Annotated in this window: 30 protein-coding genes; 12 read left to right on the top strand and 18 right to left on the bottom strand. The window is 63.3% G+C overall.

What is annotated here, in order from left to right:
• Positions 1–46 precede the first annotated feature (46 nt).
• Together FJ543_RS07960 and hemC are read right to left on the bottom strand one after the other, a co-directional pair.
• Positions 47–763, bottom strand: a complete 717-nt coding sequence (locus FJ543_RS07960) for a uroporphyrinogen-III synthase (RefSeq protein ID WP_140618386.1) — start codon at positions 761–763, stop codon at positions 47–49.
• A gap of 2 nt (positions 764–765) precedes the next feature.
• Complete coding sequence (gene hemC, locus FJ543_RS07955; RefSeq protein ID WP_140618384.1) at positions 766–1,692, bottom strand: hydroxymethylbilane synthase; 927 nt, start codon at positions 1,690–1,692, stop codon at positions 766–768.
• Between the two features lie 101 nt (positions 1,693–1,793).
• On the opposite strand from hemC, the gene tsaD reads away from it, so the two are divergent.
• The 7 genes from tsaD to FJ543_RS07920 are packed head-to-tail and all read left to right on the top strand — an operon-like array spanning position 1,794 to position 6,571.
• Positions 1,794–2,879, top strand: coding sequence for a tRNA (adenosine(37)-N6)-threonylcarbamoyltransferase complex transferase subunit TsaD (gene tsaD / locus FJ543_RS07950; RefSeq protein WP_181173972.1), 1,086 nt, complete (start codon positions 1,794–1,796; stop codon positions 2,877–2,879).
• Positions 2,876–3,898 (top strand): NAD(P)H-dependent glycerol-3-phosphate dehydrogenase, encoded by a 1,023-nt coding sequence (locus tag FJ543_RS07945; protein WP_140874595.1) that lies wholly within the window; start codon positions 2,876–2,878, stop codon positions 3,896–3,898. The genes tsaD and FJ543_RS07945 overlap by 4 nt, the downstream gene beginning before the upstream one ends.
• Positions 3,899–3,934: 36 nt before the next feature.
• A complete protein-coding gene (locus FJ543_RS07940; protein ID WP_140874593.1) occupies positions 3,935–4,231 on the top strand; it encodes a YciI-like protein in 297 nt (98 codons plus the stop codon).
• A 39-nt stretch (positions 4,232–4,270) separates the two neighbouring features.
• Positions 4,271–4,696: an EVE domain-containing protein gene (locus FJ543_RS07935; RefSeq protein WP_015315063.1), complete on the top strand. Its 426-nt coding sequence runs from the start codon at positions 4,271–4,273 to the stop codon at positions 4,694–4,696.
• Positions 4,651–5,376: a methyltransferase gene (locus FJ543_RS07930; protein ID WP_174361965.1), complete on the top strand. Its 726-nt coding sequence runs from the start codon at positions 4,651–4,653 to the stop codon at positions 5,374–5,376. The genes FJ543_RS07935 and FJ543_RS07930 overlap by 46 nt, the downstream gene beginning before the upstream one ends.
• 21 nt (positions 5,377–5,397) lie before the next feature.
• On the top strand, positions 5,398–5,814 hold the full coding sequence (locus tag FJ543_RS07925; RefSeq protein ID WP_015315061.1) for a DUF1761 domain-containing protein: 417 nt from the start codon (positions 5,398–5,400) through the stop codon (positions 5,812–5,814).
• A gap of 13 nt (positions 5,815–5,827) precedes the next feature.
• The gene (locus tag FJ543_RS07920) at positions 5,828–6,571 is read left to right on the top strand and encodes a glycosyltransferase family 25 protein (RefSeq protein WP_015315060.1); all 744 of its coding nucleotides are present in this window, start codon (positions 5,828–5,830) and stop codon (positions 6,569–6,571) included.
• A gap of 4 nt (positions 6,572–6,575) precedes the next feature.
• Here the strand turns inward: FJ543_RS07920 and gcvA are convergent, their stop codons facing one another.
• Positions 6,576–7,508 (bottom strand): transcriptional regulator GcvA, encoded by a 933-nt coding sequence (gene gcvA / locus FJ543_RS07915; protein ID WP_015315059.1) that lies wholly within the window; start codon positions 7,506–7,508, stop codon positions 6,576–6,578.
• 166 nt (positions 7,509–7,674) lie between these two features.
• Between gcvA and FJ543_RS07910 the strand changes: the two genes are divergently transcribed.
• Positions 7,675–7,917 carry a hypothetical protein gene (locus tag FJ543_RS07910; protein ID WP_015315058.1) on the top strand — a complete coding sequence of 81 codons (243 nt, stop codon included), beginning with the start codon at positions 7,675–7,677 and terminating at the stop codon, positions 7,915–7,917.
• A gap of 72 nt (positions 7,918–7,989) precedes the next feature.
• Here FJ543_RS07910 and FJ543_RS07905 read toward each other — a convergent pair whose 3' ends face one another.
• Complete coding sequence (locus FJ543_RS07905; protein WP_181173971.1) at positions 7,990–8,526, bottom strand: L,D-transpeptidase; 537 nt, start codon at positions 8,524–8,526, stop codon at positions 7,990–7,992.
• Between the two features lie 144 nt (positions 8,527–8,670).
• On the opposite strand from FJ543_RS07905, the gene FJ543_RS07900 reads away from it, so the two are divergent.
• Together FJ543_RS07900 and FJ543_RS07895 are read left to right on the top strand one after the other, a co-directional pair.
• Positions 8,671–9,354 carry a response regulator transcription factor gene (locus tag FJ543_RS07900; protein WP_015315056.1) on the top strand — a complete coding sequence of 228 codons (684 nt, stop codon included), beginning with the start codon at positions 8,671–8,673 and terminating at the stop codon, positions 9,352–9,354.
• Between the two features lie 123 nt (positions 9,355–9,477).
• The gene (locus FJ543_RS07895) at positions 9,478–9,933 is read left to right on the top strand and encodes a cyclic nucleotide-binding domain-containing protein (protein WP_015315055.1); all 456 of its coding nucleotides are present in this window, start codon (positions 9,478–9,480) and stop codon (positions 9,931–9,933) included.
• 169 nt (positions 9,934–10,102) lie between these two features.
• On the opposite strand, the gene FJ543_RS07890 is transcribed toward FJ543_RS07895, so the two are convergent.
• The 7 genes from FJ543_RS07890 to tesB form a co-directional block, all read right to left on the bottom strand.
• Positions 10,103–10,909, bottom strand: coding sequence for an exodeoxyribonuclease III (locus FJ543_RS07890; protein ID WP_140874589.1), 807 nt, complete (start codon positions 10,907–10,909; stop codon positions 10,103–10,105).
• 98 nt (positions 10,910–11,007) lie between these two features.
• Complete coding sequence (locus FJ543_RS07885; protein ID WP_140618433.1) at positions 11,008–11,688, bottom strand: outer membrane lipoprotein carrier protein LolA; 681 nt, start codon at positions 11,686–11,688, stop codon at positions 11,008–11,010.
• A 133-nt stretch (positions 11,689–11,821) separates the two neighbouring features.
• Positions 11,822–14,482 (bottom strand): DNA translocase FtsK, encoded by a 2,661-nt coding sequence (locus tag FJ543_RS07880; protein ID WP_140874587.1) that lies wholly within the window; start codon positions 14,480–14,482, stop codon positions 11,822–11,824.
• 208 nt (positions 14,483–14,690) lie between these two features.
• On the bottom strand, positions 14,691–14,969 hold the full coding sequence (locus FJ543_RS07875; RefSeq protein ID WP_015315051.1) for a hypothetical protein: 279 nt from the start codon (positions 14,967–14,969) through the stop codon (positions 14,691–14,693).
• Positions 14,970–15,295: 326 nt separating this feature from the next.
• Positions 15,296–16,651 carry an ammonium transporter gene (locus FJ543_RS07870; RefSeq protein ID WP_015315050.1) on the bottom strand — a complete coding sequence of 452 codons (1,356 nt, stop codon included), beginning with the start codon at positions 16,649–16,651 and terminating at the stop codon, positions 15,296–15,298.
• Positions 16,652–16,682: 31 nt separating this feature from the next.
• Entirely contained in the window at positions 16,683–17,021 is a 339-nt protein-coding gene (locus tag FJ543_RS07865) for a P-II family nitrogen regulator (RefSeq protein WP_015315049.1), read from the bottom strand.
• A 298-nt stretch (positions 17,022–17,319) separates the two neighbouring features.
• Positions 17,320–18,180: an acyl-CoA thioesterase II gene (tesB, locus tag FJ543_RS07860; RefSeq protein ID WP_140822799.1), complete on the bottom strand. Its 861-nt coding sequence runs from the start codon at positions 18,178–18,180 to the stop codon at positions 17,320–17,322.
• A gap of 98 nt (positions 18,181–18,278) precedes the next feature.
• On the opposite strand from tesB, the gene FJ543_RS07855 reads away from it, so the two are divergent.
• Entirely contained in the window at positions 18,279–19,538 is a 1,260-nt protein-coding gene (locus tag FJ543_RS07855) for a ubiquinone biosynthesis hydroxylase (protein ID WP_140618363.1), read from the top strand.
• A 117-nt stretch (positions 19,539–19,655) separates the two neighbouring features.
• On the opposite strand, the gene FJ543_RS07850 is transcribed toward FJ543_RS07855, so the two are convergent.
• From FJ543_RS07850 to FJ543_RS07840, 3 genes are all read right to left on the bottom strand, one after another.
• A complete protein-coding gene (locus FJ543_RS07850) occupies positions 19,656–20,186 on the bottom strand; it encodes a hypothetical protein (protein WP_015315046.1) in 531 nt (176 codons plus the stop codon).
• 142 nt (positions 20,187–20,328) lie between these two features.
• On the bottom strand, positions 20,329–20,685 hold the full coding sequence (locus FJ543_RS07845) for a YciI family protein (protein ID WP_015315045.1): 357 nt from the start codon (positions 20,683–20,685) through the stop codon (positions 20,329–20,331).
• A complete protein-coding gene (locus FJ543_RS07840) occupies positions 20,682–20,909 on the bottom strand; it encodes a hypothetical protein (protein ID WP_140791388.1) in 228 nt (75 codons plus the stop codon). Before FJ543_RS07840 ends, FJ543_RS07845 begins: the two co-directional genes overlap by 4 nt.
• Before the next feature lie 212 nt (positions 20,910–21,121).
• Here FJ543_RS07840 and FJ543_RS07835 point away from each other — a divergent pair, with 212 nt between their 5' ends.
• Complete coding sequence (locus FJ543_RS07835) at positions 21,122–21,547, top strand: OsmC family protein (RefSeq protein WP_015315043.1); 426 nt, start codon at positions 21,122–21,124, stop codon at positions 21,545–21,547.
• Positions 21,548–21,673: 126 nt separating this feature from the next.
• Here FJ543_RS07835 and FJ543_RS07830 read toward each other — a convergent pair whose 3' ends face one another.
• The 4 genes from FJ543_RS07830 to FJ543_RS07815 form a co-directional block, all read right to left on the bottom strand.
• On the bottom strand, positions 21,674–22,303 hold the full coding sequence (locus tag FJ543_RS07830) for a DUF480 domain-containing protein (RefSeq protein WP_140874585.1): 630 nt from the start codon (positions 22,301–22,303) through the stop codon (positions 21,674–21,676).
• Between the two features lie 157 nt (positions 22,304–22,460).
• On the bottom strand, positions 22,461–23,783 hold the full coding sequence (locus FJ543_RS07825; protein WP_246678826.1) for an LTA synthase family protein: 1,323 nt from the start codon (positions 23,781–23,783) through the stop codon (positions 22,461–22,463).
• Positions 23,784–24,421: 638 nt separating this feature from the next.
• The gene (locus FJ543_RS07820; protein ID WP_140874583.1) at positions 24,422–25,201 is read right to left on the bottom strand and encodes a succinate dehydrogenase iron-sulfur subunit; all 780 of its coding nucleotides are present in this window, start codon (positions 25,199–25,201) and stop codon (positions 24,422–24,424) included.
• Positions 25,201–25,635 carry a DUF3052 domain-containing protein gene (locus tag FJ543_RS07815; RefSeq protein WP_140874581.1) on the bottom strand — a complete coding sequence of 145 codons (435 nt, stop codon included), beginning with the start codon at positions 25,633–25,635 and terminating at the stop codon, positions 25,201–25,203. Before FJ543_RS07815 ends, FJ543_RS07820 begins: the two co-directional genes overlap by 1 nt.
• Positions 25,636–25,637: the final 2 nt, after the last annotated feature.

Below are 25,637 nucleotides of genomic sequence, written 5' to 3'. Positions count from 1 at the left end.
CTAGCACATCACCAAGCGGTGAAAAGGGGCGGTGTGATGACGCGGGTCAGGGCCGTGCCCGCAAAAGTGCCAGCAGCGCCTCCTCGTCGGGCCGCGCGGCAACGTGCATTGCTTTGCCGGTGCCGTCGCCGAAAGCGGCGGCAATGCGCGCGGAAAGAGCAAAAAAACGGGTCTTTTCAAAGGCCTGCTGCAAGGTAAGTCGCCTGGCCAGTGTCTGCATTTCGGCAGCGGCCATGGCCGAATAGAGCAGCACCGCATCGACGGATTGACCGGATATCAGAGGAAGGATCGCTTCGTCCGAATAGCTCACCGCAAGCGTGTCATAAGTCTCGACGGCATGGACCTGGGCGTGAGCTGCTTCCAGCTTCTGCTCGAAGGCGGGAAATCGCACGCGCCCGCAGAAATAGACGATTGTTTTGCCGGAAAACGCGATTGCCATGCCGTCGGCCAGCGCCTCGGCATCGCCGAGCCCCTCATTGACCGAGAGAAAGCCGGCTTTGCGCGCGGCCTCCGCGGTCCTCCTGCCGACAGCATGACAAGGCAGATTGGACAGCACCGCAATCAGATCTCTGGGGGCGTGGCGCACCGCATTAGCGCTGGTGATGGCGACGACTGCCACGTCTTCCGGAATCGCCTTGGCATCGACCGGCAACGCCTTCGTCTCCGTCAAGGGCAGGAGAAGAGGCTCAAAACCCATCTCCTCCAGCTTTCGCGCGGTGCGCGACGCACCCGGCTCCGGTCTGGTGACCAGCACGCGGAGCATCTTCAGAGCCAGCCGTGGAAGAACTTTTCGCCGGCCTTGGCACGCACCGTCCGGGCCGCTTCATCACCGATGCGGGCGGCGTCCTGTGCCAGCCCTTGTAGCTCGACCGCGTGCGACTGCGTGCCGTCGGGCGAGATGATCAGCCCGGCGAAAGAGAGCTTTCCGGCCTTGATCGCGGCATAGCCGGCGATAGGCGTGCGGCAGGAACCATCGAGCGCCGCCAGGAAAGCGCGCTCGCAGGCGAGTGCCTGCCCTGTCGCCACATCGTGGATCGCCACCAGCATCTTCCCGACATCGCGGTCGCCGATCCGTGTCTCGATGCCGATCGCACCCTGGCCTGGTGCCGGCGGGAAGCTGTCTAGCGGCATCAAATCGGTGGCAACATCTTCCAGGCCCAGCCGCTTCAGGCCGGCATAGGCAAGGATGGTGCCGCTCACGACCTCTTCGTCGAGCTTGCGCAGCCGCGTCTGCACATTGCCGCGGAACATCACCACGTCGAGGTCCGGCCGCATGCGGCGGATCAACGCCTGCCGCCGCAGCGACGAGGAGCCGACTTTCGCCCCTTGCGGCAGTTCCGCGATCGTCTTCGCCGCCCTGCCCACAAAGGCATCGCGCGCATCCTCGCGCGGCAGGAAGGCGGAGAGTTCCAGGCCGGGCGGCAATTGCGTCGGCATGTCCTTTGACGAGTGCACGGCGATGTCGATCGCGCCGGCGAGCAGGGCTTCCTCGATTTCCTTGGTGAACAGGCCTTTGCCGCCAGCCTCCGACAGCGGCCGGTCCTGGATGCGGTCGCCGCTGGTCGAGATGACGACGACCTCGAACGCCTCCGCCGGCATGCCGTGCGCGGCCATCAGGCGCGCCTGTGTTTCATGCGCCTGCGCCAATGCCAGCGGGCTGCCGCGTGTTCCGATTTTCAAGATTGTTTGCATGGCGCGCGGTCCGTGATAACCCCCGGCTGGCTTTGCGTTTCCGGGCACTCTCCTAACGAGGAACGCCCTGACATACAATCTCTGGAGACAGCGACGAATTGATCCGCGTTCTGGGCATTGAGACGAGTTGCGATGAGACCGCCGCCAGCGTCGTGGCGCTGGAGGGCGATGCCGCGCCGAAAATCATGTCCAACATCGTGCTCTCCCAGATCGAGGAACATGCCGCCTTCGGCGGCGTCGTGCCGGAGATCGCCGCGCGCGCCCACGTCGAGGCACTGGACGGCATTATCGAGGCCGCACTCGCCGATGCGGGCGTGGCGCTGGCCGAGCTCGATGCGATCGCCGCGACCGCCGGACCAGGCCTCGTCGGCGGACTGATCGTCGGGTTGATGACGGCCAAGGCGATCGCCGCGGCGGCCAGCAAGCCGCTGATCGCCGTCAATCACCTCGAAGGCCACGCCTTGACGGCGCGGCTGACCGACGGGCTCGAATTCCCCTATCTCTTGCTGCTGGTCTCCGGCGGCCATACGCAGATTCTGGCCGTGCGCGGCGTTGGCGACTACCAGCGCTGGGCAACCACCATCGATGACGCGCTCGGCGAAGCCTTCGACAAGACCGCCAAGATGCTCGGCCTGCCCTATCCCGGCGGTCCCAATGTCGAGAAGGCAGCGCTGTCGGGCAATGCGTCGCGTTTTGCCTTCCCACGGCCGATGAAAGGCTCGGCGCAGCCCGATTTCTCCTTCTCCGGCCTGAAGACCGCGGTGCGTCAGGCGGCGACAGCGATCGAGCCCTTGAGCGACCAGGATGTCGCCGACATCTGCGCCTCGTTCCAGGCGGCCGTCGCCGATGCGCTCGCCGACCGTGTTTCTCGCGCGCTGGAACGCTTTCGCGAAACATTCCCTAGCACGAAAAACCCGGCGCTGGTCGTCGCCGGCGGCGTCGCCGCCAACCGAGCGGTCAAGACAACGCTGGAGCGGCTTTGCACTGACGCCGGTTTCAGCTTCGTCGCGCCACCACTGAAGCTTTGCACCGACAACGCGGCGATGATCGCCTGGGCCGGTATCGAACGCCTGCGAGAAGGCATGGCGCAGGAGAACGGCTTCGATTTCGTGCCGCGCTCGCGCTGGCCGCTGGACAGCGTCTCGGCGCCAATGGTCGGCTCCGGCCGTCGCGGAGCCAAGGCATGACCGATCGAACCATGAACAGCGGGGGGCCGGGCAAAAGCGGCTGGCATGTCGCCGTGCTGGGCGGCGGCGCTTGGGGCACGGCGCTGGCGCTGGCCATGCTGCGCGCCGGCCATACGGTGCGGCTGTTCGCGCGTGACCCTGAAACCGTGGCCTCGATCGGCCGGGGCGAGAACCCACGCTATCTCCCGGGCATCGCCATCGCGCCCGGCATCGAGGCGACGAGCGACATGGAGGCAGCCCTCACTGGGGCCGATTGCGTGCTGACGGTGACACCGGCGCAGGCGTTGCGGGCCACGCTGGCTGCCGCGAAGGACCATATGCCGGCCGGCATTCCGCTTGTGCTTTGCGCCAAGGGCATCGAGCGCGACACCGGCGCCTTGCTGTCGGCAATCGCTGCCGAAGTCTTGCCGCCAAACCCGGTCGCAGCGCTGTCGGGGCCGAGCTTTGCCAGCGATGTCGCCCGCGGCCTGCCAACGGCGGTGGTGGTGGCCGCCGGCGACGAGGCGCTTGCCGCCAACCTTGCCGCCCGATTTTCGGCTGAAAACCTGCGCTGCTATTCGAGCGACGACTTGATCGGCGTCGAGATCGGCGGCGCCTTGAAGAACGTCTTCGCCATCGCCGCCGGCGCTGTCACCGGGGCCGGGCTCGGCGCCAGCGCACAGGCGGCCATGGTGACGCGCGGCTTTGTCGAACTGCGCCGCATCGGTGCCGCCTTCGGCGCCAGGCCCGAGACCCTGATGGGGCTTTCCGGGCTTGGCGACCTGCTGCTTACCTGCTCGTCGGCGCAGTCGCGCAATTTCGCCTATGGGCTGGCGCTCGGACAGGGCAAGGCACTTTCCGGATTGCCGCTGGCCGAGGGCGTGCCGACCGCGGCGATCGCCGCCCGCATCGCCGCCGAGCGCGGAATCGATGCGCCGATCATCGCCGCGGTCGCCGCCATACTGGATGGCACCATCACCATCGGGCAGGCCGTGACGGCGCTGATGACCCGGCCGCTGAAGACCGAAACCAACGATTGATCCCACACTCTGATCCAACCACCCAGGAGAAAGACCATGCTGTTTGCTCTGATCTGCAAGGACAAGCCCGGAGGCCTGCAGGTGCGCCTCGACACGCGGCCCGAGCATGTCGCCTTTCTCGAAGGGCTGAACGGCGACAAGAAATTGGCCTTTGCCGGTCCGTTCCTCGACGCCGACGGCAAGCCCAACGGCAGCCTCGTGGTGGTCGAGGCTCCCGATCTGCCCAGCGCGCAGGCTCTGTCGGCCGCCGACCCCTACGCCAAGGCCGGCCTGTTCGAAAGCGTCGAAATCCGCCAGTGGAACTGGACGTTCAACAAGCCGGCGGCTAGTTAATTCGCGGCGCCCGCGACTGGGCCGCAAGGAGGAGAGAAAATGAACTACTGGCTGTTCAAATCCGAACCCTCGGTTTTCTCCTTCGAGGCGTTGAAGGCCAAGGGCAAGGCCGGCACCCAATGGGACGGCGTGCGCAACTACGCCGCCCGCAACAACATGAAGGCCATGCAGGTCGGCGATCTCGGCTTCTTCTACCATTCCAACGACGGCCTGAACGTGGTCGGCATTGCCGAGGTCTGCGCGCTGGCCCATCCCGACACCACGTCGGATGATCCGCGCTGGGAGTGTGTCGACATCCGCGCCGTCAGGGACATGCCGAACCCGCCGACGCTGGAAGAAGTCAAAGCCAATCCGAAACTGGCCGAGATGGCGCTGGTGCGGCTCGGACGGCTTTCCGTGCAGCCGGTGACCCCGGCCGAATGGAAGGAAGTCTGCCGCATGGGCGGCCTGATGCCTGCGCCGTGACGGCACTTACACCCGATAGCGCCAAGCAATTCATTCTCGACAACACGGCGCTGATGGCGCCGCCGCATGTGCCAGAAATTCGCCTTCACCTCGCCGACGAAGCGCATGATCTCTGGCAGCGAACAGAGGACGAACTTGTCGAGATCGGCCTGCCGCCGCCCTTTTGGGCGTTTGCCTGGGCGGGCGGCCAGGGCCTCGCCCGCTATGTCATCGACAATCCCGATATGGTCCGAGGCAAGCGCGTGCTCGATTTCGCTTCGGGCTCCGGACTCGTCGCCATCGCCGCCGTCAAGGCGGGCGCTGCCGAGGTAACCGCCGCCGACATCGACCCGTTCTGCGCCACCGCGATCCGCCTCAACAGCGAGGCCAACGGCGTCGGCATCGCGTTCCTCGGCACGGACTGTGTGGGCACCGATGCGGGCTGGGACGTGGTCCTGGCAGGCGACGTCTTCTACGACAAACCCTTCGCCGACCGGCTGATGCCGTGGTTTTCGACGCTCAAACGGCGTGGCGCCGACATTCTGGTCGGCGATCCCGGCCGGTCCTATCTGCCGCGATCGGGGCTGGAGCCGCTTGCCGTCTATCAGGTGCCGGTGACAAGGGCGCTGGAGGATGCCGAAGTCAAACGCACCACGGTATGGCGACTGCTTGACGCCATCGCCGAACAGGCGTTTCCATAAAACCGCACAGGAGGGGAACGCATGGATTTTTCAGCGGTGAATTGGCTGGCGGTGATCGCCGCCGCCGTCGTGGCCTGGCTGTTCGGCGCCGCCTGGTACATGGCGTTGAGCAAGCCCTGGCTGAAGGCCGCCAGGCTCGATCCGGCGACGATGAAGAAATCGCCTCTGCCCTTCGTCATCTCCTTCATCGCCGAACTGCTGATGGCCTACATCATGGCCCTGGTCGTCGGCGCGATGACGGGTGGTGAGCCGACCTGGCTGGCCGGACTGATCTTCGGTTTCGTGCTTTGGCTGGGTTTTGTCGCCACGACGCTGTCGGTCAACCATCGCTACGAGAATTTCGGCTGGGACCTGACTGTCATTGACGGCGGTCACTGGCTTGGCGTGCTGTTGATCATCGGCGCGGTGATCGGCTGGTTCGGCGCCGCTGCAAGCTGACGGTGCGTTGACGATGGCGGATAAGTCCGGATTTCCCCGCGACCTGGTGTTCACCAGGATCTGTCACGTCAAGCAGGGCTACGACGACCGGCGCCGGCACATCGTGCGCGAGTTCGACCGGCGCGGCGTGCCGGTCACCTTCTACACCGACTGGGACAGGGCGGATATCACCCCGGAAATCCGTGCTGAATTGGTCGCTCCCGATTTTGTCCACCCGGCGCAGGTCTCGCTGGCGCTGAAGCATGTCGGCATCTGGCGCGACTTCCTCGAAACCGACCTGCCCTATTGCCTGGTCTTCGAGGATGACGTCTTCCTCGCGCGCGACTTCGTCGCCAAATTCCGGCAAGGGCTGGCCGAACTCGGCAGCCCGATGCGCAAGGCCGTCATCTATTTCGGCAACGGCAGCAACTACTACACGCCGAGCTGGAAATTGCGCAGGGGCCAGAGGCTCTACCCGGCACTGCATGCCAGGTGCGCGGATTCCTATCTCATCACCCGTTCGGTCGCCGAAGCCCGTTGTGCCTGGATCGATCAACACAAGATCTACACCGTGATCGACCACCAGATCGAACAGATGGACGAAAAGCTGGGCGTTGAGATGCTGTGGTTCGAGCGGCCAATCGTCGAGCAAGGCAGCGAAAACGGTGCGTTCCAGACTTCCGTCGCCGGCAAGATGCAGCCGCTGCTCTACAAGAAGCTGAAATGGAACGTGAAGAAATACCGACGCATGATCTTCGGCCACAACGCCCGGTCCTGAGGGACTACACCTTGTCCGCTGTCCGTGTCCTGGAAACTTCCTCTAGGATCCATTCGCGGAAGGCGACAATGCGGGGATCGTCGGCCATGGCCTGGGGATAAACCAGGAAATAAGCGTATTCCGGCGCAACCCTGATGCTGAGCTCAAAGGGCCGCACCAGCCGGCCCTCGGACAGGTCGTTTGCCACCATGGCGAAATCGGCGAGCGCGACGGCATTGCCGTCGAGCGCTGCCTGCACCGCATCCGTCGATGTGCCGAAGACCACGGTGCGGCTGTCGTCGAAATCGTTGATGCCGGCCGCCGCCATCCACATGCGCCAGTTCGGCCATGTCACGCCCTGGCGGGCCCATTCGATATGGGCAAGCGTGTGGTTGAACAAGTCGCGCGGCTCGCGCAGGGGCGGCCCCGATGTCAGGAGGCCCGGACTGCACACCGGAATGATGATGTTGTCGAACAGGCGGTGTGCGCTGAGCCCCGGATATTTGCCGGCGCCGAAGCGGATGCCGACATCGACGTCGTCGAGATCGAAATCGCGCAAGCCATAGGCGATGTCGAACCTGAGTTCGATGCCCGGCCGCTGCTGGCGGAAATTCTCGACGCGCCGCATCAGCCATTTCGCCGCGAACTGCGCATCCAGCGTCACCTTCAGGAATTCGGTGCCGCGCGCCATCTTGCGCGCCCGCATCACGGCGCGGCCAAGCAGGTCGAGCGTGTCGGTCGCCGCCTCGTAAAGCACCGTGCCCGCCTCCGTCAGCCGGATGGTGCGGCTGGTGCGGGTGAACAGCACGATGCCGAGCTGATCCTCGATTTCCTTGATCTGGTGGCTGACGGCGGCAGGCGTCAGGCCGAGCTCGTCGGCGGCGCGGGTGAAATTGAGGTGCCGGGCCGCCGCCTCCAGCGTCCTGAGCGCCCGCGTTCCCGGCAAGAGCGCTGCCATCAGCGTGCGGCCTGATCGAAGCGGCTCATGGAGCCTTAATCCTCAAATAAAACTTGATGATCAGACAAGAACTACTCGTTTCCCGTTGGTTTTTCAATACGGCATGATTGCAGCATCAAAGACACCATCAAACCGGATTTGATCTCCGGGGAATACGGATCACCTCATGTCTCACATCGCTCTTCGCCCTGCATACATCGCCCGGCCAGACTGGCTGTCGGCTGCCCGTACCTGGCTGCGGCAGGCCAAGGTCGCCGTCAACCTTCCTCACCAGAACGTCGAGGACCTCTCCGATCGCCAGTTGCGCGATATCGGGGCCGGCCGCAGGGACATCGCCCGGGCCATGGACCGCGAGACAGGCCGGTTGGGCCTTCTCGACATCGGCTGGCAGCGGAACAGGAAGGGATAAGCGAGCAGGGGAGTAGGATGATGCAGCTTGAGCGTGTCTGCTGCCGCTGAAGACTTCCCTATTCCTATCCCCCTATCTCACCACCCTTACCACTGTCCGGTCCGACAGCAGCGGCAAAAGCCGCGCCATCGTGCGCGCGGTCACCGCCACGCAACCTTCCGTCGGCGTGAAGCCGGGACGCGCCAGATGGAAGAAGATGGCGCTGCCGCGCCCGCGCCGGCGCGGCGCGATGTTCCAGTCGAGCACCAGGCAGGCGTCATAGAGCCGGTCGTCGCGCCGCATGCGTTCGTGGCTGGCGCCGTAGGGAATCTTGACCGGCCTGTTATAGTTGCGGTCGTCAGGCACTTCGCACCAGCCGAGGTCCGGCCCGATCGGCGCCATCGCCAGCCGCGTTCTGCGCCCGGCGGCAAACTGATCTCCCCGGAAATAGCCCGCCAGTATGCGCATCGAAGCGAGCGGCGTGGCGCCGTCGCCTTCGCGTTTGCCGGCCGAGATGCCGCCACGCCCCAGCGCGCACGCAAACACCGTTTTGCCGGCCTGCAGCAGGCCCTGGCTTGGATGGCCGGGGCGAGCCCGCACGGTCAGCACGCGCAGCCCTTTTGCCAAAATTGCGCCGGCTGCATTGCGATCGCGTTTTTTCTTGTATGATCGTGCCACGGAACAAATCACTGTGATCGGCTATTGTGCCGGCCAGCTTCCGCATAAATACGCAGCGGTCAACTGAATTCACTTTTCAAAACAACGGATTGATCCATGACCTCACGTACCATCCTGATCGTCGATGACGATGACGACCTGCGCGGCACACTGGTCGAGCAACTGTCCCTCTACGAGGAATTCGATGTGCTGCAGGAAGCGACTGCGGCAAAAGGCGTCACCGCTGCGCGCGGCGGGCTCATCGACCTGCTCATCATGGATGTCGGCCTGCCCGACATGGACGGCCGGGAGGCGGTGAAGATCCTGCGCAAGGGCGGCTACAAGGCGCCCATCATCATGCTGACCGGCCACGATACCGATTCGGACACGATTCTGGGTCTAGAGGCCGGCGCCAACGACTATGTGACCAAGCCGTTCCGCTTCGCGGTGCTGCTTGCCCGTATCCGGGCGCAACTGCGCCAGCATGAGCAGAGCGAGGACGCGACCTTCTCGGTCGGCCCCTACACCTTCAAGCCCAGCCAGAAACTGCTCATCGATCAGCGCGGGGGCAAGGTGCGGCTGACGGAAAAGGAAGCCTCGATCATCAAGTATCTCTATCGCGCCGACCAGAAGGTGGTGACCCGCGACGTGCTGCTGGAGGAAGTGTGGGGATACAATTCCGGCGTCACCACGCATACCCTGGAAACCCATGTCTACCGTCTGCGCCAGAAGATCGAGCGCGATCCTTCCAATGCTGAAATTCTTGTGACAGAAAGCGGCGGCTACAAGCTGGTTCCTTAAACATTTCACCATTCAAATGAGCGGTTCGGGCGGGGCCGCTTTCGGGTACGATCCTGTTGGAGGGGGATTCTGGGATCGTACCGCAGAGGAGGGATTGGACTGACCGTTCGGGGACACAGCTAGATGGCGCTGGATGACGACATCCGCATCCTGTCCGCCGTGAGGCTTTTCGAGGGCTTCACGCAGGAACAGTTGCGCCTGCTCGCCTTCGGTGCCGAGACCACTTTGGTGCAGGCCGACCACAAGCTTTATCGCGAGGACGACGTGGCCGACTCGGCCTATGTCGTGGTCAGCGGGCGCATCGTGCTCTATCGCGAGCAGGATGGCGAGCGCATCCCGATCGGCAAGGTCGGCCCAGGCACGATGCTTAGCGAGCTGGCGCTGATCGCCGATACCAACCGGCTGACCAGCGCCTCGGCCGAAATCGACTCGGAAGTGATAAGGCTGAGCCGCAAGATGTTCCGGCGCATCCTGGAGGAATACCCGGAATTGGCGGTGAAGCTGCATCAGCGCATCTCCGAGGAATTCCACGACATGATCCGCCGCATCGAGGAATTGGCGCCACGATTTTCGGGTTGACCTGGCATTTGACGCCGCAGGTGTCGAGATTCAGGTCAGGCCGAGGCGAAAACGGCGGACTCCGAGAAGCGTACTAAAGTACGTGAGCACAGTTCTACTGCGACGTAGTAGAACTGGGAAGCGCAGGAAGCCGCCGTTTGCAGGCCGGCTTCACCTGAATATCATAAACTTAATCCAGGGCGAACCGGGCAATCACTGGCACATGGTCCGACGGCCGGTCCCAGCCACGGGCGGCTCTAAGGATCTCATAGCCGGCAAAACTGGGCAGCAGGTTTGGCGACGACCAGACATGGTCGAGCCGCCGGCCGCGATTGGACGCCTCCCAATCCTGCGCGCGATAACTCCACCAGGTATAGAGCTTCTGTTCCGGTGGCACGTTGTGCCGCATCAGGTCGACCCAGCCGCCGGCGCGCCGCATCGCCTCGAAGTTTTCGGTCTCGACCGGCGTGTGGCTGACCACGTTGAGCAGTTGCTTGTGCGACCAGACATCATGCTCCAGCGGCGCGATATTGAGGTCCCCGACCAGCACCGACGCCGATACCTCGCCATGCTCGGCCCGGATGGCGTTCATCTCGGCGACGAAATCGAGCTTGTGCCTGAACTTCCTGTTGATCTCGGGATCCGGCTCGTCGCCACCCGCGGGCACGTAGAAATTGTGCATCAGGATGGTCTTGCCGCCGGCCTGTACCGTCACCGACAGGTGGCGGCTGTCCTCGATGTCGCAGAAGCGGCGCTTTTCGACCACCTCGATCGGCCGCCGCGCCACCGTCGCCACGCCGTGATAGCCCTTCTGCCCATGAAATGCGATGTAGGGATAGCCGACCTTGCGAAAGGCTTTTTCGGGAAAGAGCTCGTCCGGGACCTTGGTTTCCTGCAGGCAGAGCACATCGGGCGCGTACTCATCGAGCAGGCGTTCGACGATCGGCATGCGCAGGCGCACGGAGTTGATGTTCCAGGTGGCGATCGAAAAGGGCATGCGGAGGGTCCGGCAAGAGATCGCCATTCTACTGCCAGCCGCGCGCCGCAAAAACAAGCCAGCCCGCTCCGCTAACGGGCCTGGCTATATCGGCGGGCCTACCGCGTCTTGGTGTTCAGCTCGCGATTGGCCGTATAGTCGATGGCGAACGTGTCGGGCGCGAAGCTGACGCCTTCCTTGGTGTTGAAGATCATCACCGTCGTGTCCTTGCCCTGCGCGTCGGTGATCGTCCACTGCCGCAGATCATAGGTTTTCGGGTCGAACATCATGGTGATCCGCGCATTGCCGAAAACCGACTTGTCGGAAAGCTGGATGGTGGTGAGGTCGTCTTCTTCCTTGACGCTCTTGACGCGGTTGCCGGAGAGGTCGATGCGGTCGTCGAGCAGCAGTTTCAGCGGCGTCTTCGACAGCGGATAAAGGTCCGACGTGTTCAGTTTCTTGTTGAGTATGGCAACCGATCTGCCGTCGGAAATCACCCGGAAATTCGAAGACCCGTCATAGTTGAAGCGGATCTTGCCCGGCCGTTCCAGGAAGAATTTTCCGCCGGTCTGCTCGCCCTTGGGGCCGAACTGGACGAATTCGCCGCTCATCGATTTGACCGCCGAGAAATGGTCGGCGATCTTCTGTGCCGCCGCGGGCACAGCCGCCTGCGCTGAGGCCAGCAACTCGAATCCGGGCACCACGTTAAGTGCGGCGGCACCCGCTAAGACCAGGCCGAGGCCAACCAACTGGCGGCGTGTCGGGGCAAAATCGCTGAGCGCTGAAAGATCGTTTTTCATATCGGTCACTCTCGTCCGGTTCCTGATTTGGCCGCTGTCGTGAACCCCCAGTTGGGCTGAAGTTTGGCGAGCCGATCGCTGCGCAGTCGGTGAACGCGCCAGAAGGTTCAAAGTTGCCACGAACTCTGCACTGTCAGAACTTGTCGTCTTCTGTCGGCACCAAGATTTCGCGTTTTCCGGCATGGTTGGCCGGGCCGACAATACCTTCCTTTTCCATCTTCTCGATAATCGAGGCGGCTCTGTTATAGCCGATGCCCAGACGCCGCTGGATGTAGCTGGTCGAGGCCTTGCCGTCGCGCAGCACCACCGAAACCGCCTGATCGTAAGGGTCGTCGGAATCCTCGAAATTGCCACCGCCGCCGCCGCCGCCCGAACCGGCCTTGCCGGACGGCTCGTCGGCGTCCTCGCCGTCGTCCTCGGTGATGGCGTCGAGATATTCCGGCACGCCCTGCAGCTTCAGGTGCCCGACGATCTTCTCGACCTCGTCATCGGAGACGAACGGCCCGTGCACGCGCTGGATGCGGCCGCCGCCGGCCATGTAGAGCATGTCGCCCATGCCGAGCAGCTGCTCGGCACCCTGCTCGCCCAAAATGGTGCGGCTGTCGATCTTGGAGGTGACCTGGAAGGAGATGCGGGTCGGGAAATTGGCCTTGATGGTGCCGGTGATGACGTCGACCGAGGGACGTTGCGTGGCCATGATGACGTGGATGCCAGCGGCGCGCGCCATCTGCGCCAGGCGCTGCACCGCGCCTTCGATGTCCTTGCCGGCGACCATCATCAGGTCGGCCATTTCGTCGATGATGACGACGATATAGGGCATCGGCTCAAGATCGAGATTCTCGGTCTCGTAGATCGCCTCGCCTGTCTGGCGGTCGAAGCCGGTCTGCACAGTGCGCGAGATCTTTTCGCCCTTCTTCTCGGCCTGCTGCACGCGTGCGTTGAAGCCGTCGATGTTGCGCACGCCGACCTTGGACATCTTGCGGTAGCGGTCCTCCATCTCGCGCACGGTCCATTTCAGCGCCACCACCGCCTTCTTCGGGTCGGTGACCACGGGCGTCAGCAGATGCGGAATGCCGTCATAGACGGAGAGTTCGAGCATTTTCGGATCGATCATGATCAGCCGGCACTCCTGCGGGGTGAGGCGGTAGAGCAGCGACAGGATCATGGTGTTGATGGCGACCGACTTGCCCGAACCGGTGGTGCCGGCGACCAGCACGTGCGGCATCTTGGCGATGTCGACGATGACGGCTTCGCCATTGATGGTCTTGCCCAGCGCCAGCGCCAGCTTGGCCTTGGTCGTCTCGAAGTCGCGGCTGGCCATGATCTCCCGGAGGTAAACCGTTTCGCGCTTGGCGTTGGGCAGTTCGATGCCGATGGCGTTGCGGCCCGGCACCACGGCGACGCGGCAGGCGATCGCGCTCATCGAACGGGCGATGTCGTCGGAAAGGCCGATGACCCGCGACGACTTGATGCCGGGCGCCGGTTCGAGTTCGTAAAGGGTGACGACCGGACCCGGGCGAACGGCAATGATCTCGCCCTTGACGCCGAAATCCTCCAGCACGCCTTCGAGCAGGCGCGCGTTCTGTTCCAGCGCGTCCTTGGAAAGACTTGGGTCGCGCGCGACATTCTTCGGTTCGGACAGGAAATGCAGAGACGGCATTTCGAACGTGTCGGAGCCGATCAGCGAGGTTTGCGCCTCGCGCTGGACGCGGGCGCCCGGTACCGGTCGCGCCGCCGGCGCCTCCACCCGGGTGGCGGCATCGGAGCGGAACTGCTGGACCTTGGCCGTGGGAGCACGCCGCTGCGCGACGGGCTCGTCATCGAAATCCATATCCGCGTCGTCGCGGCCGAAGACATCGTCGTCGTCCGGGTCGACGGAGACGCTGCGGTCGTTGACCATGGCGGCGAAGAATTCCGGTTCGACACGGGCGCGGCCGTCATGGCTCATGCGCTGCTCGGCGAACTCGGCCGACTCGACGCGTTCGGCGGCCTGGCGCCAGGCGCTGGCGCGCGGCTCCATCTCCGGTTCGAACTCGTCGCGCTCCTGCCTGCGGCGCACCGCCCGGCGATGCATCCACGCGCGGAAAGAAAGCCACCAATGGGTGATTGCGCCGAGCGCCAGTATACCCTCGTCGCCGTCGTCCTCGTCATTGTCGAACAGAAGCTCGTCCTCGCGCGGGTCCGCGGCGGCCGGCTCTTCCATCACGGCGAAGCCGTTCTTGCGCCCGAGCAGCGCCGCGCCATGGGCGAACAGCCAGAGCGCGGGCGCAGCCAGCACTATGGCGAGCACGCTGGCCACCAGCCCGGTCGGATAGCCGCCGATGAGGACACCGGGGATCTTGAGCACCATGTCGCCGAAGACGCCGCCGAGGCCGGTGGGCAGCGGCCAGGTCTTGGGCGGAACGATGCAGCCGGCGATGGCGGCGGCGAGCAGCGCGAAACCGAACCAGAACAGCCCGCGCCTGGGCAGCCGGTCGACGCCGCGCGCCGAAAACAGGAGGTATCCCCAGATCACCGCCGGAACCAGCGCGGCGACCGCGGCAAGGCCGAAGAACTGCATGGCGAGGTCGGAGAACACCGCGCCGGCATAGCCCATGGCGTTGGTGACGATGTTGGCGGTGGCATGCGAGAAGCTTGGATCGGCGACGTTCCAGGTCGCGAGGCTGGCGACGGCGAAGGCCGTGAACGCGAACAGGCCGGTGCCGACCAGACGGCCGACCTGGCGCCGCGCGAATGCCTGGATGCCGTGCCCCGTATCGGTCAGCGCGAGCGGTGCTGAAGCCCCTGAACGCATGCTCTTCCCCGTCAGTGATTGCCTGGCCGCAGCGCATGACGCACTCCGGCAGATTCGGATGCCAGACTAGGCGTGGGAAGGTTAAGGGCGCATTAACTATAAGACCGTGGGGGCCGTCCTTTTGGCACCGACATCTACCAGTGACCGCACCATAAGAAAAATGGCGGGCGCCCTGGCCCGCCATCCATTCGTTGGGCTGGGCAGCGTGCTACTTGCTGGCGCCGCCGAGCATCTTCACATTGGCGCAGAACTCGGCGTGCGGCTTGCTCATCGCAGCGTCCTGGCATTCCTTCATCATGGCGTCCTGCTTCTCCTTCGGCATGGCCATGAAAGCCGCCTTGAATTCCTCCATCGGCTTCATGGTCTTCATGCTGGAATCGGTGAAGAACGGCGCCATGTTGTCCGGCTCGTCCAGTGCGCCGGCAAATGCAAAGCCGCTGACCATGGAAAGTGCGAGTGCCCCGAGGCAGATATTCTTGAGGTTCATGAGAAAATTCCTTCCCTGTTTCAAAATCACGAGCGTCAGAACGACGATCGCCTCCTGAGTTCGGCGACAGAGCGGTCGATGTTTCCTCGAAAAGCTTCTTCACGCGAACGTGATTGCGCGGACTCGGACGAAGCGAGAACGAATTTGCAAAAAAAGAGGCCCGGAGCGATCCGGGCCTCAAGGCGTGACCTCCTTGCGGGAGCATCACGACGGGATGCTTTCAAAGCAATTCCAGCAGAAGGGCTTCGCGGTTTTCCCTCCGGAATTGCGCGGCAAACATGGGGCCGGCGGGAGGAGGGTTCCGCCGGCCCGTTGGCAAGGATGCCTTACGGCACCACTTCGCCATGCTGGGAGATGTCGAGGCCTTCGACTTCTTCCTGGGTCGTCGGACGCAGGCCGACCAGCGCCTTGACGACGTAGAGGATGACGAAGGTGGCAACCGCCGTCCAGACAATGGTGACGGCGACACCGTAGATCTGCTTGCCGAGAGAAGCGCCCGACGAGAGGCTGTTGATCGCCGGGTCGGCAAGCACGCCGGTCAGCAGGGCGCCGACCACGCCGCCGACGCCATGCACGCCGAAGGCATCGAGCGAGTCGTCATAGCCGAACATGTGCTTCACCTTGACCGCCGAGAGGTAGCAGACGACGCCGGCGACGATGCCGACGATGAAGGCGCCGGTCGGGTTGACGAAACCGGAAGCCGGCGTCACCGCGACGAGGCCCGCGACGGCGCCCGAGATGATGCCGAGCACGGAAGGCTTCTTGGCGATGATCCATTCGGCGAACATCCAGGCCAGCGCCGCGGCGGCGGTGGCAACCTGGGTGTTGAGCATGGCGGCACCGGCAAGGCCGTCGGCCGCCAGTTCCGAACCGGCGTTGAAGCCGAACCAGCCGACCCACAGCAGCGATGCGCCGATGACCGAATAGACGAGGTTGTGCGGCGCCATGTTGGTGGTGCCGTAGCCTTCGCGCTTGCCGAGAACCAGTGCACAGACGAGGCCCGCGACACCGGCATTGATGTGAACGACCGTGCCGCCGGCGAAGTCGAGCACGCCAGCCGTACCGAGGAAGCCGCCACCCCAGACCCAATGCGCGATCGGCACATAGACGATCAGCAGCCACAGTGCCATGAAGATCAGCAGTGCCGAGAACTTGAAGCGTTCGGCGAAGGCGCCGGCAATCAGCGCCGGCGTGATGATGGCGAAGGTCATCTGAAACATCGAGAAGACGAATTCAGGGATGTTGGCCACACCCGGCAGCCACAGGCTGGCGGTGGTGATGCCGTGGTGGAAGAATTTCGAGGTGCCGCCGAGATAGGCATTCATGCCGCCGCCGTCGGAAAAGGCCAGCGAATAGCCGAACATGAACCATAGCACCGTCACCAGGCAGGTGATGGCGAAGCTCTGCATGACGGTGGCGAGCACGTTCTTCTTGCGCACCATGCCGCCGTAGAACAGCGCCAGGCCCGGGATGGTCATCATCAGCACCAGCGCCGTGGAGGTCAGCATCCAGGCGGTGTTGCCGGTATCGAGCACCGGGGTGGGCGCGGCGGCAGGTGCCGCGGCAGCGGCAGCGGGTGCGGCTTCCTGCGCGAAGGCGGCGACGCTGCCCAGCGCTGCGAGAGCGAGCGTGCCCAGAAGGGCCGCCCGTCCCGTCGTCTTCAAAGTGGAAGGAATATTCATTGAACTCTCCATTGGAATACGTGTTCGCCGCTCAGAGCGCGTCGCTGTCTGTTTCGCCGGTGCGGATGCGCACCGCCTGGTCGATGCCGAAAACGAAGATCTTGCCGTCGCCGATCTGGCCGGTCTTGGCAGCGGCTGTGATGGCTTCGACGGCCTTGTCGACCATGTCGGCCGCGACCGCGACCTCGATCTTGATCTTCGGCAGGAAAGAGACCGCGTATTCCGCCCCCCGATAGATTTCCGTATGCCCCTTCTGACGCCCGTAGCCTTTGACTTCGGTGACGGTCAGGCCCTGGATGCCGACGGCGGTAAGCGCTTCGCGTACCTCGTCCAGCTTGAACGGCTTGATGATTGCCATCACGATTTTCATAGGTTCACCCTTTGCTGTTGCGGTGCCCCGCGTTTGCACGACTTCACCGATCCCAAAGAGCCGGAGAGTGCCCCCAAGGATTCAAGCTCCGTGCCAAGTGCCGAAGCAGGGCGTTAACCTATTGGAAACAAAGGGAATGGAGCGCCCGCCGCCAATTGCTGTATGCATGTGCGGCATGCCGCATGCTCAAAATTTAAGCAATTTTGTGAAATTGCCTAATTTGCCGGCTTTGAGCATGATCAGGAAAAATGGAATCGGCTTTCGCAAAGAATCTTGCTCAAACAAGACTCGCGAATGCTCAACGCTTGAGCCGGATCAACCCTTCCTGTGCCATCGAGGCGATCAGCGTGCCGTCACGGGCATAGAGCGTGCCGCGGCTGAAACCGCGCGATCCCGAACTCGAGGGGCTGTCCTGCGCATAAAGCAGCCAGCCGTCGAGCGAATGCGACCGATGGAACCACATCGAATGGTCGAGGCTGGCGGCCTGGATGTCGGGATCGAACAGGCCGCGCCCATGGGCGAAGGTCGAGGTGTCGAGCAGCGTCATATCGGAGAGGTAGGCGAGCAGCACCGACTGCAGCGCGCGGTCGTCGGGAACCGGCCCGGCAAGGCGGATCCAGACGTTCTGCCGGGGCGGCAGCTTGTCGCGGCTTTCATAGTGCTGGAGGTTGACCGGCCGCAACTCCAGCGGCCGCTCGCGCGCCCAGAAACGGCGAACCGCCTCCGGCACCCGGTCGGCCGTTTCGAGCAGCTGGCGCTGCGTCTTCAGCCCTTCCGGCGGCGGCACGTCGTCAGGTAGCGCGAACTGGTGCTCGAGCCCCTTCTCGTCGACCTGGAACGAGGCTTCCAGCGAAAAGATCGCCTGTCCGTGCTGGATTGCCAGCACCCTCCGCGTGGTGAAGGAACCGCCGTCGCGGATGCGATCGACCTCGTAGATGATCGGCACCTTGATGTCGCCCGGGCGCATGAAATAGCCATGCAGCGAATGCACGAAACGGTCGGGCTCCACCGTTCGCTGCGCCGCCACCAGCGCCTGCGCGATGGTCTGGCCGCCGAACACGCGCTGCCACTCCACCTGGGGGCTGCGACCACGATACAGATTGTGTTCCAGCTTCTCGAGGTCGAGAATGCGCAGAAGCTCGTCGATCGCCGCCGTCATGTTTTGTGACCTCGCCGCAAAATTGCTATGGCGGTTTCCGACAGGAAGAACGAGCCGTCAAGGGCGCAAGCCCCGTAGGCGCGCAAGGAGCCAAGACAATGGAACGCAAGGCGGACGCCAAGGCCAGATCCGGGATCGATGTTCTCGTCGCGGGTGCCGGCTATGTCGGCCTGGCCGCCGCGGTCTCGCTGAAACAGGCTCGCCCGGGCCTCGCCGTGGCGCTGGTCGACGCGGCGCCCGCCGGTTCCTGGCAAAGGGATGGCCGCGCTTCCGCCATCGCCGCGGCGGCCTGCCGCATGCTCGACCAGCTCGGCGTCTGGGCCGAGATCGCGCCGAAGGCGCAGGCGATCACTGAGATGATCATCACCGATTCACGCAGCGCCGATCCGGTGCGCCCGGTCTTCCTGACCTTCGGCGGCGAGGTGGCGCCAGGTGAGCCTTTCGCGCATATGGTCGCCAACAGGGCGTTGAACGGCGCCTTGCGGGCCAAAGCCGAACAGCTCGGCATCGACATCATCGAAGGCGTGGCGGTGCAAGGTTTTGAGACAAATGGAGCCGGCATGTCAGTGCATCTGGCGGACGGCGCCACGTTGGCGGCGCGGTTGCTGGTTGCCGCCGATGGCGTCAATTCGAAACTGCGCGACATGGCCGGCATCAAGACGGTCAAGTGGGAATACGGTCAGTCCGGCATCGTCTGCACCGTGGCCCATGAACGCCCGCACAACGGCCGCGCCGAAGAGCATTTTCTGCCCGCCGGCCCGTTCGCCACGCTGCCGCTGATACCCGACGAGGACGGCACCAACCGCTCTTCGATCGTCTGGGTCGAACGGGCGGAAGATGCGAAAACGCTCGTCGAAGGCGACGATCTCGTCTTCGAACACGAACTTGAACAACGTTTTGGGCTGAAACTTGGAGAAATCCGCGTCGCCGACAAGCCGCGCGCCTGGCCGCTTGGTCTCACCATCGCGCGCGCCTTCGTGGCACCGCGCATCGCGCTTGCCGGCGATGCCGCCCACGGCATCCATCCGATCGCCGGCCAGGGGCTCAATCTCGGCTTCAAGGATGTGGCCGCCCTTGCCGAGGTGATCGTCGAGGCCGACCGGCTCGGCCAGGACATCGGCGCGCTCGACGTGCTGGAACGCTATCAGCAATGGCGCCGTTTCGACACGGTGCAGATGGGCATCACGACCGATGTGCTGAACCGGCTGTTTTCCAACGACATCACCCCGCTGCGCACCGTCCGCGACATCGGCCTCGGTCTCGTCGAGCGTATGCCGCGGCTGAAGGAGTTCTTCATCCGCCAGGCATCGGGACTATCCGCGGGCACGCCGCGCCTGCTGAAGGGCGAGGCGATCTGATCGTCTCGCTGACTTGACGTCGCGGCCTGTGGGCTGCGCCGCGTCGCATCGCTCCTTGCTCCGCCATGGGATGAGGATGCAGCGGGAGTTTCGCGCCGATCGCCGAGGCCGGCGATCTCAGTTCACTTCAAAACCAAGCTTCTGGCGCAGCCGCAGCATGCGCTGGTCGGGTATCTTCAGGCTCTGCTCTCCGCCCTGAGCCACCCGGTTCAGCATTTGCAAGAGATCGTCCCGTTCGTTCGGGTCGAGGCGTTCGCGCAGGAAGGGCGCCAGCTTGTCGATGACGATGGTGGTGTCGTCTATCTGCGTCGCGGCCCACTTGGCATAGACAACCGCCTCGTCGGTCTTCTTCGGCCCGGCTGCGATCTGCGAAATCACCTCGCGAATGACGGCCTCGCGCCGCGGCAGAACAGGGCCGTCTTCCGAAACGATCGCGGTGATCAGCGTCGCTGCCGCCACCACCGGATCATCGATCGCCGTCAGCGGCGAAAGTGCGGCCTGCTTGCGCAGCTTCTTGCGCCGGATGTTGCCTTGAACGCGCCCGACGACTTCGGCGACCTCGCGCGCGGCGTCGTTCATCGCCTTCATCCGGTACCACCACAATGCCGCCGCTCCGAGCACGCCAAGGACAGCAATCAGGAAAGGCATGTCCAAATCCCCCAAAGTCTTGGGCGACGATAGGAGAACTCGTGGCTTGCTTCAACACGCAAGAATTGAGCCCCGGCAAGGGCAGGACCTTCGCTCAACCGAACGCCCAGGTTTATAAGGGAGCGCAACGCATGACAGGGAATTATGACCCCGGCACGTTGTAGATCGCGCGCACTTCGATCGTACCGATTTCGGCCAGCGGAATCTCGCCGGCGATGTCCAGCGCCTCGTCGAGATCCTTCGCTTCGATCATGACGAAACCGAGCAACTGCTCCTTCGTTTCCGCGAACGGGCCGTCGGTGATCAGCTGCTTGCCCTTGCGCCGCCGTACGGTCTTCGACGTCTTCACCGATTGCAGTGCCTGCGCGATGATCAGCTTGCCTTGTTGATCCAATGACCTGTCATAGGCCAGCGAGTCGGCATCGAGCTTGGCGGCACCCTCGGCGGTCATGGCATGGAGCTCTTTTTCCTCACCATAGACCAGGCAGACATATTTCATTTCGAGCTCCCTTCTTTTGAAAAACCATAGGCTGCGGCGACAGCCATGTCAGCCTTGCCCGCGGCCGTTGACGCATGGTCGAGAAGGCATGCCGCGACCGTGATGATGGCAAGCGCCGCCAGCAGCCTGCCAAGGCCGGACGCCGGCGGGTCCAGCCAGAAGTCCTCCTGTCGCCCAGGCCCGCGGCCTGGCCTCTTCCACAGCGCGAAAAACAGATTGTCCATGTCAACCTCCATCGGGCCACAAATCCCGTGGCCTCCCGCAGGACGGCCGGCCCGGATGGAAGCCGACATTTTTGCGTGGGTATTTTTTCGGCGGAAAGGGCCGTCATCGTGCCGTGGTCCAAACAGCGCAGTGGTCTTCGCCGACGTCCGCGCTATAGTTGGCCGGACGCTGGCTCACCCAGGACAAGTTCACGACAACCCAGGAGGACTTCATGGACCGCACCGCAAACGCCGTCTGGAAAGGCAATTTGAAAGACGGCAAGGGCACGCTCGACACGCAGAGCGGGACCCTGAAGGGTACGCCCTATTCGTTCAAGGCGCGCTTCGAGGACGAAAGCGGCAAATCCGGCACCAATCCGGAAGAACTGATCGCGGCCGCCCATGCCGGCTGCTACGCCATGCAGCTGTCGCATTTCCTCGCCGAAAACGGCACGCCGGCGCAAGAACTCGACGCCAAGGCCGTGGTCACGCTGGTTCCCGGCACCGGCATCACCGGCAGCGCCATCACCCTGGTCGGCAAGGTGCCCGGCATCGATGCGGCGAAGTTCAAGGAATTGGCCGAGAAGGCCAAGGCCGAATGCCCGGTCTCTCAGGCGCTCGGCGCGATCAAGGTTTCGCTCGACGCCAGGCTTGGCTGAAGGGCTTGGCCTGAAGTGACAAACGCCGGCTCCAGGGCCGGCGTTTCTGCATCGGAGATTGGCGAAAGTGGTCGCAGCATCCAATCTCCCCTCAAGGGACTCTCGTGGGGTCTCGGATTGGCGGCCTCAACCGCCCAGCGCATCAAGCCGGGCGCGAAGGGCCGCGACTTCCTGCTCCAGCGCCTCCAACCTCGCTTCCAGATCGGAGGCAGGCGCGGCCGGCGCACTGCGCTGAGCCGAGAGGGCGGCAGCATCCACCGGACCGGCGAGCAGATGCACGTAGCGGTCCTCGCGCTGGCCCGGCCCGCGTGGGATTTCCTGGACCAATGGCGGCCGGCGGCCGATCAGCATGTCGAGTTCCCCGCGCAGGTCTTCGATCGATGAAAACCGCGCCATGCGCTCAGCTCGCGCCAGGAGTTCATGTGCCGTCTGTGGTCCGCGCAGCAAGAGCAGACCGAGCAACGCGGTCTGCGGCGTGGTCAGCGAGAAACGCTGCGCCATCTGATGTTCGTAGCGCTCGACGCGCGAACCGAACATCTGCCGCACAAGTCCCTTCTGCTCAAGCAGCTTCAGCGCCCTGTGCACCTCCGTCTGTTCCAGCGCCATGACAGGCTCGCGCGCCGTCTTCTGGTTGGCCGCGGCAAGTGCCGCGTTGAGCGTCAGCGGATAGACGTCCGGCGTCAGCTCCTTCTTCTCGATCAGGCAGCCGAGCACGCGGGCTTCGGCGGGAGAGAGGATGGGAAGGTCTTCGCTCATTGGATTGGTTATTTTCTACCGATTCTTGGACAGCATGATTTTGACAGACATCCGAGAAGCGCGACAGAGCAGAACTCTTGTCTCGGCGATCGCCTTGATCGGGTTGAGGCCTCGGCCAGGTAGGCGCTATCTAGCGGCGAACAAACGCAGGCGCGCATTAACGCGACTCAGCCTCGGACGCCACGGCGGTCCGTGTCGGTTTCAACTGCCAGAATGACCTGACGAGCACATCCTCGGCATAGATAGCGTCATCGAACTGGTCCTGTCCAAGTGCCCGGCTCAGCGTCGGTCGATCCCCAAGCAGCGAAACGCCAAGGGCAGCCTGGTCATTCGAGAGCGGCACCCCCAGCGCGTCAAGAATGGTGGGAAATATGTCAATCGTGCCCGCAAGCCCGGTATAGGTTTTGGAAGGAATGCCATCGCCCGACAGCGAGAAGAAGTTGCGGCGTTCATAATTGTTCAAGCGATCCGTTACCGTGCTCGGCGCGCTGAGGTGGTCGCTTTGCAAGGCCAGGACAGTGTTCCTCATCAGACCCGCGGCTTCGGCTTTGTGAATGAAGTCCGCGATGAGCATGTTCGTGCATTTCACGGCATGGAGAATGTTGGGGGTCTGCGGAGGAAGTCCCGTCTTGCCGATGCATTTGTCGGTCAGGTAGCCGTCCATCGCATGCCCGCCGCTGACGGCGATCGTGAGCGAGAACGGTTTGCCGTCCCGCTGCACTCGGCGCAAGACGCCGAAGCTCATATCCAGAACTTCGGCGTCGTCGGCGCCAAAAGCGTTGCCGCGCCCCGCGATGGCGGCCACCACTTCGGATCCCCCAAAAAGCGATGAGTAGCCATGGGTGGAATAGAATGTGCCCTGACCGGTGAAGTTGAGCGGCCAACCGGTAATAAAGTTCTGCTGATAGCCCCGCGCCTTCAGAACGTCGCCCAGGCAGGTCAGTCCTGGCAGGAATTGCGAATTCTCCTCCAGGTACTGGCGCGTCGTGAAGAACGATATCAGCAGCGGCGTTCCACAGTTCGCAGCGACCATCCCTGAGATGGAGTTGTTGGTATAGGCAAGTTGCACCATGTTGGTCGCCGAAACGCCACGCCTGTCGAATTCGAGCAGCGGACCCATGACGTCGCCGAACTCCGCCTCGTTCATGTAGGTGCGCTCGGCGCTCTCAATGAAAATATGAATGAGGTTCTTTGGCGCGGCGGTCGCCGACGCTGTTTCAGCCGGCTTTGTCAAAGAAGTGACATCGACGAACTGCTTGGACAGGAAATCATGCAGCGGGTTGGGATGGATCGCTGCCGCGATCGGACGTGTCAGCATCGGGTTTGCCGCCAGGAAGAATGCCATCAAGGCAACGTCCAATCCTCTTGTCAGCGTGCCGCGCGCCTTCAGTGCGCCAAGACCGAAAAGACCGGCGGCAATGATCAGGATCGTGCTTCCAGTATTCATCAACACTGGGGGTGAGAACTCCGGCGTCGACATGCATGAACATCGCTGCCCAATCGAAATAGCCGAAAACATTTTCGAGGTAGACATAGACAAGGAAGAAAAAGCACGGAACGAGCGATAAATAGGCTCTGAACCACCCGCTTCCTGGCTGATCCGTCCTTGCCCCCTGGAGGCGATCCAGCAAGACAAGCGCGATCAAAGCCACTAGGCCGACGACCAGGATCAGCCTCTTCTCCTGAAAATAGACCTGCGAGGTGAGCCAGGTGAGCGATCCCACCGTCGCGGCGCTAACCAACGGTCCTATTGGCCAGTAACGAACCGCAGGAAATCCACTCATACTCTGTACTCGAGCGACGACTTCCGAAGTATCTATCGAGAATCTCTTAACGCTATACTAAGGTAACGTCACGTCATAGTGTATAGATGACAGCTGATTAATGAGGTTTCTCTAATGTAAGTCGTCCCGAAAATCACCTCGGTTTTGGGCAAGCAACGTGTATGAAAACAATGATGGGCGCGCCACATATCCAGGCCGTGCCGTGGCGCCTGGTAGCCGCTTCGACGGCGCTGAGGGATCCTTGATCTCAGCGCATTGTTGGTGAGGATGGCCGCCGTGTATTTCAGGCGAGTACCGATTCTCGATCAGCCGGCCGGCTTGTCCTCCGCCGAACCTAAACCCTTCTCTCCACCATCATCTTCTTGATCTCGGCGATCGCCTTCGCGGGATTGAGCCCCTTCGGGCAGGTCTGCGCGCAGTTCATGATGGTGTGGCAGCGATAGAGCCGGAACGGGTCTTCGAGATTGTCGAGCCGTTCCCCCTTGGCCTCGTCGCGGCTGTCGATCAGCCAGCGATAGGCCTGCAGCAGCGTCGCCGGGCCGAGATAGCGGTCGCCGTTCCACCAGTAGCTCGGGCACGAGGTCGAGCAGCAGGCGCACAATATGCACTCGTAAAGCCCGTCGAGCTTTTCGCGCTCCTCGTGGCTCTGCAGCCATTCCTTGGCCGGCGTTGGCGACACCGTCTTCAGCCATGGCTCGATCGAGGCGTGCTGGGCGTAGAAATTGGTAAGATCGGGCACCAGGTCCTTGATCACGGGCATATGCGGCAGCGGATAAATCTTGACCGCGCCCGATATGCCGTCGCAGCCCTTGGTGCAGGCGAGCGTGTTCGAACCGTCGATGTTCATGGCGCAGGAACCGCAAATGCCTTCGCGGCAGGAGCGGCGCAAGGTCAGCGTCGGGTCGATCTTGTTCTTGATCCACAGCAACGCGTCGAGCACCATCGGCCCGCAATCGTCCATATCGACGAAGTAGGTGTCCATGCGCGGGTTCTCGTCGTCGTCCGGCGACCAGCGATAGATGCGGTATTCCCTGAGATTGGTGGCACCCTCCGGCTTCGGCCAGGTCTTGCCCTGCTGGACCTTCGAGTTCTTTGGGAGCGTGAGTTCGACCATTACCTCAGGTCCTTTCGGATGACGAGCTTCAGCCCGGACCAGATTTCGTTCACGGCGGCGACCTTGACGTCGACAAGGTCGAGCTTGAGCGCTTCAGCACGGACAACGCCCTCGGTGACGTCGGTGGCCACTTTCGAGGCCTTCTTTGGCCAGGAGACCCAGACCATGCCGTCGCGCTTGATCGCCGCCTCGAGTGCGCCGAGGCGCTCCTCGATCTCGGCGCGCTGTCTGGTGAAGGCGTGGACGGCGTCGTATTTCAACACCACGCCCGAAATGTCGGACCATTCGGCCAGCCGGTCGACCTCGGCGAAATCGACGGCCTCGGCGAGGTCCGCGAGGTCCGGCGGCAGGGCGATGAAGGCGGCAATCATCCCATCCTTCAGGCCGAGCTTGACCGGAAGGGACGTACCGGAATATCCCGCCGCCGTCGCCATCC

Origin of the sequence: Mesorhizobium sp. B2-5-7 (genome assembly GCF_006440875.1) — a bacterium.
GTDB lineage: Bacteria > Pseudomonadota > Alphaproteobacteria > Rhizobiales > Rhizobiaceae > Mesorhizobium > Mesorhizobium australicum.
Note: the sequence above shows the minus strand (reverse complement) of the source record. Positions and strands in the feature narration are given on the sequence as shown.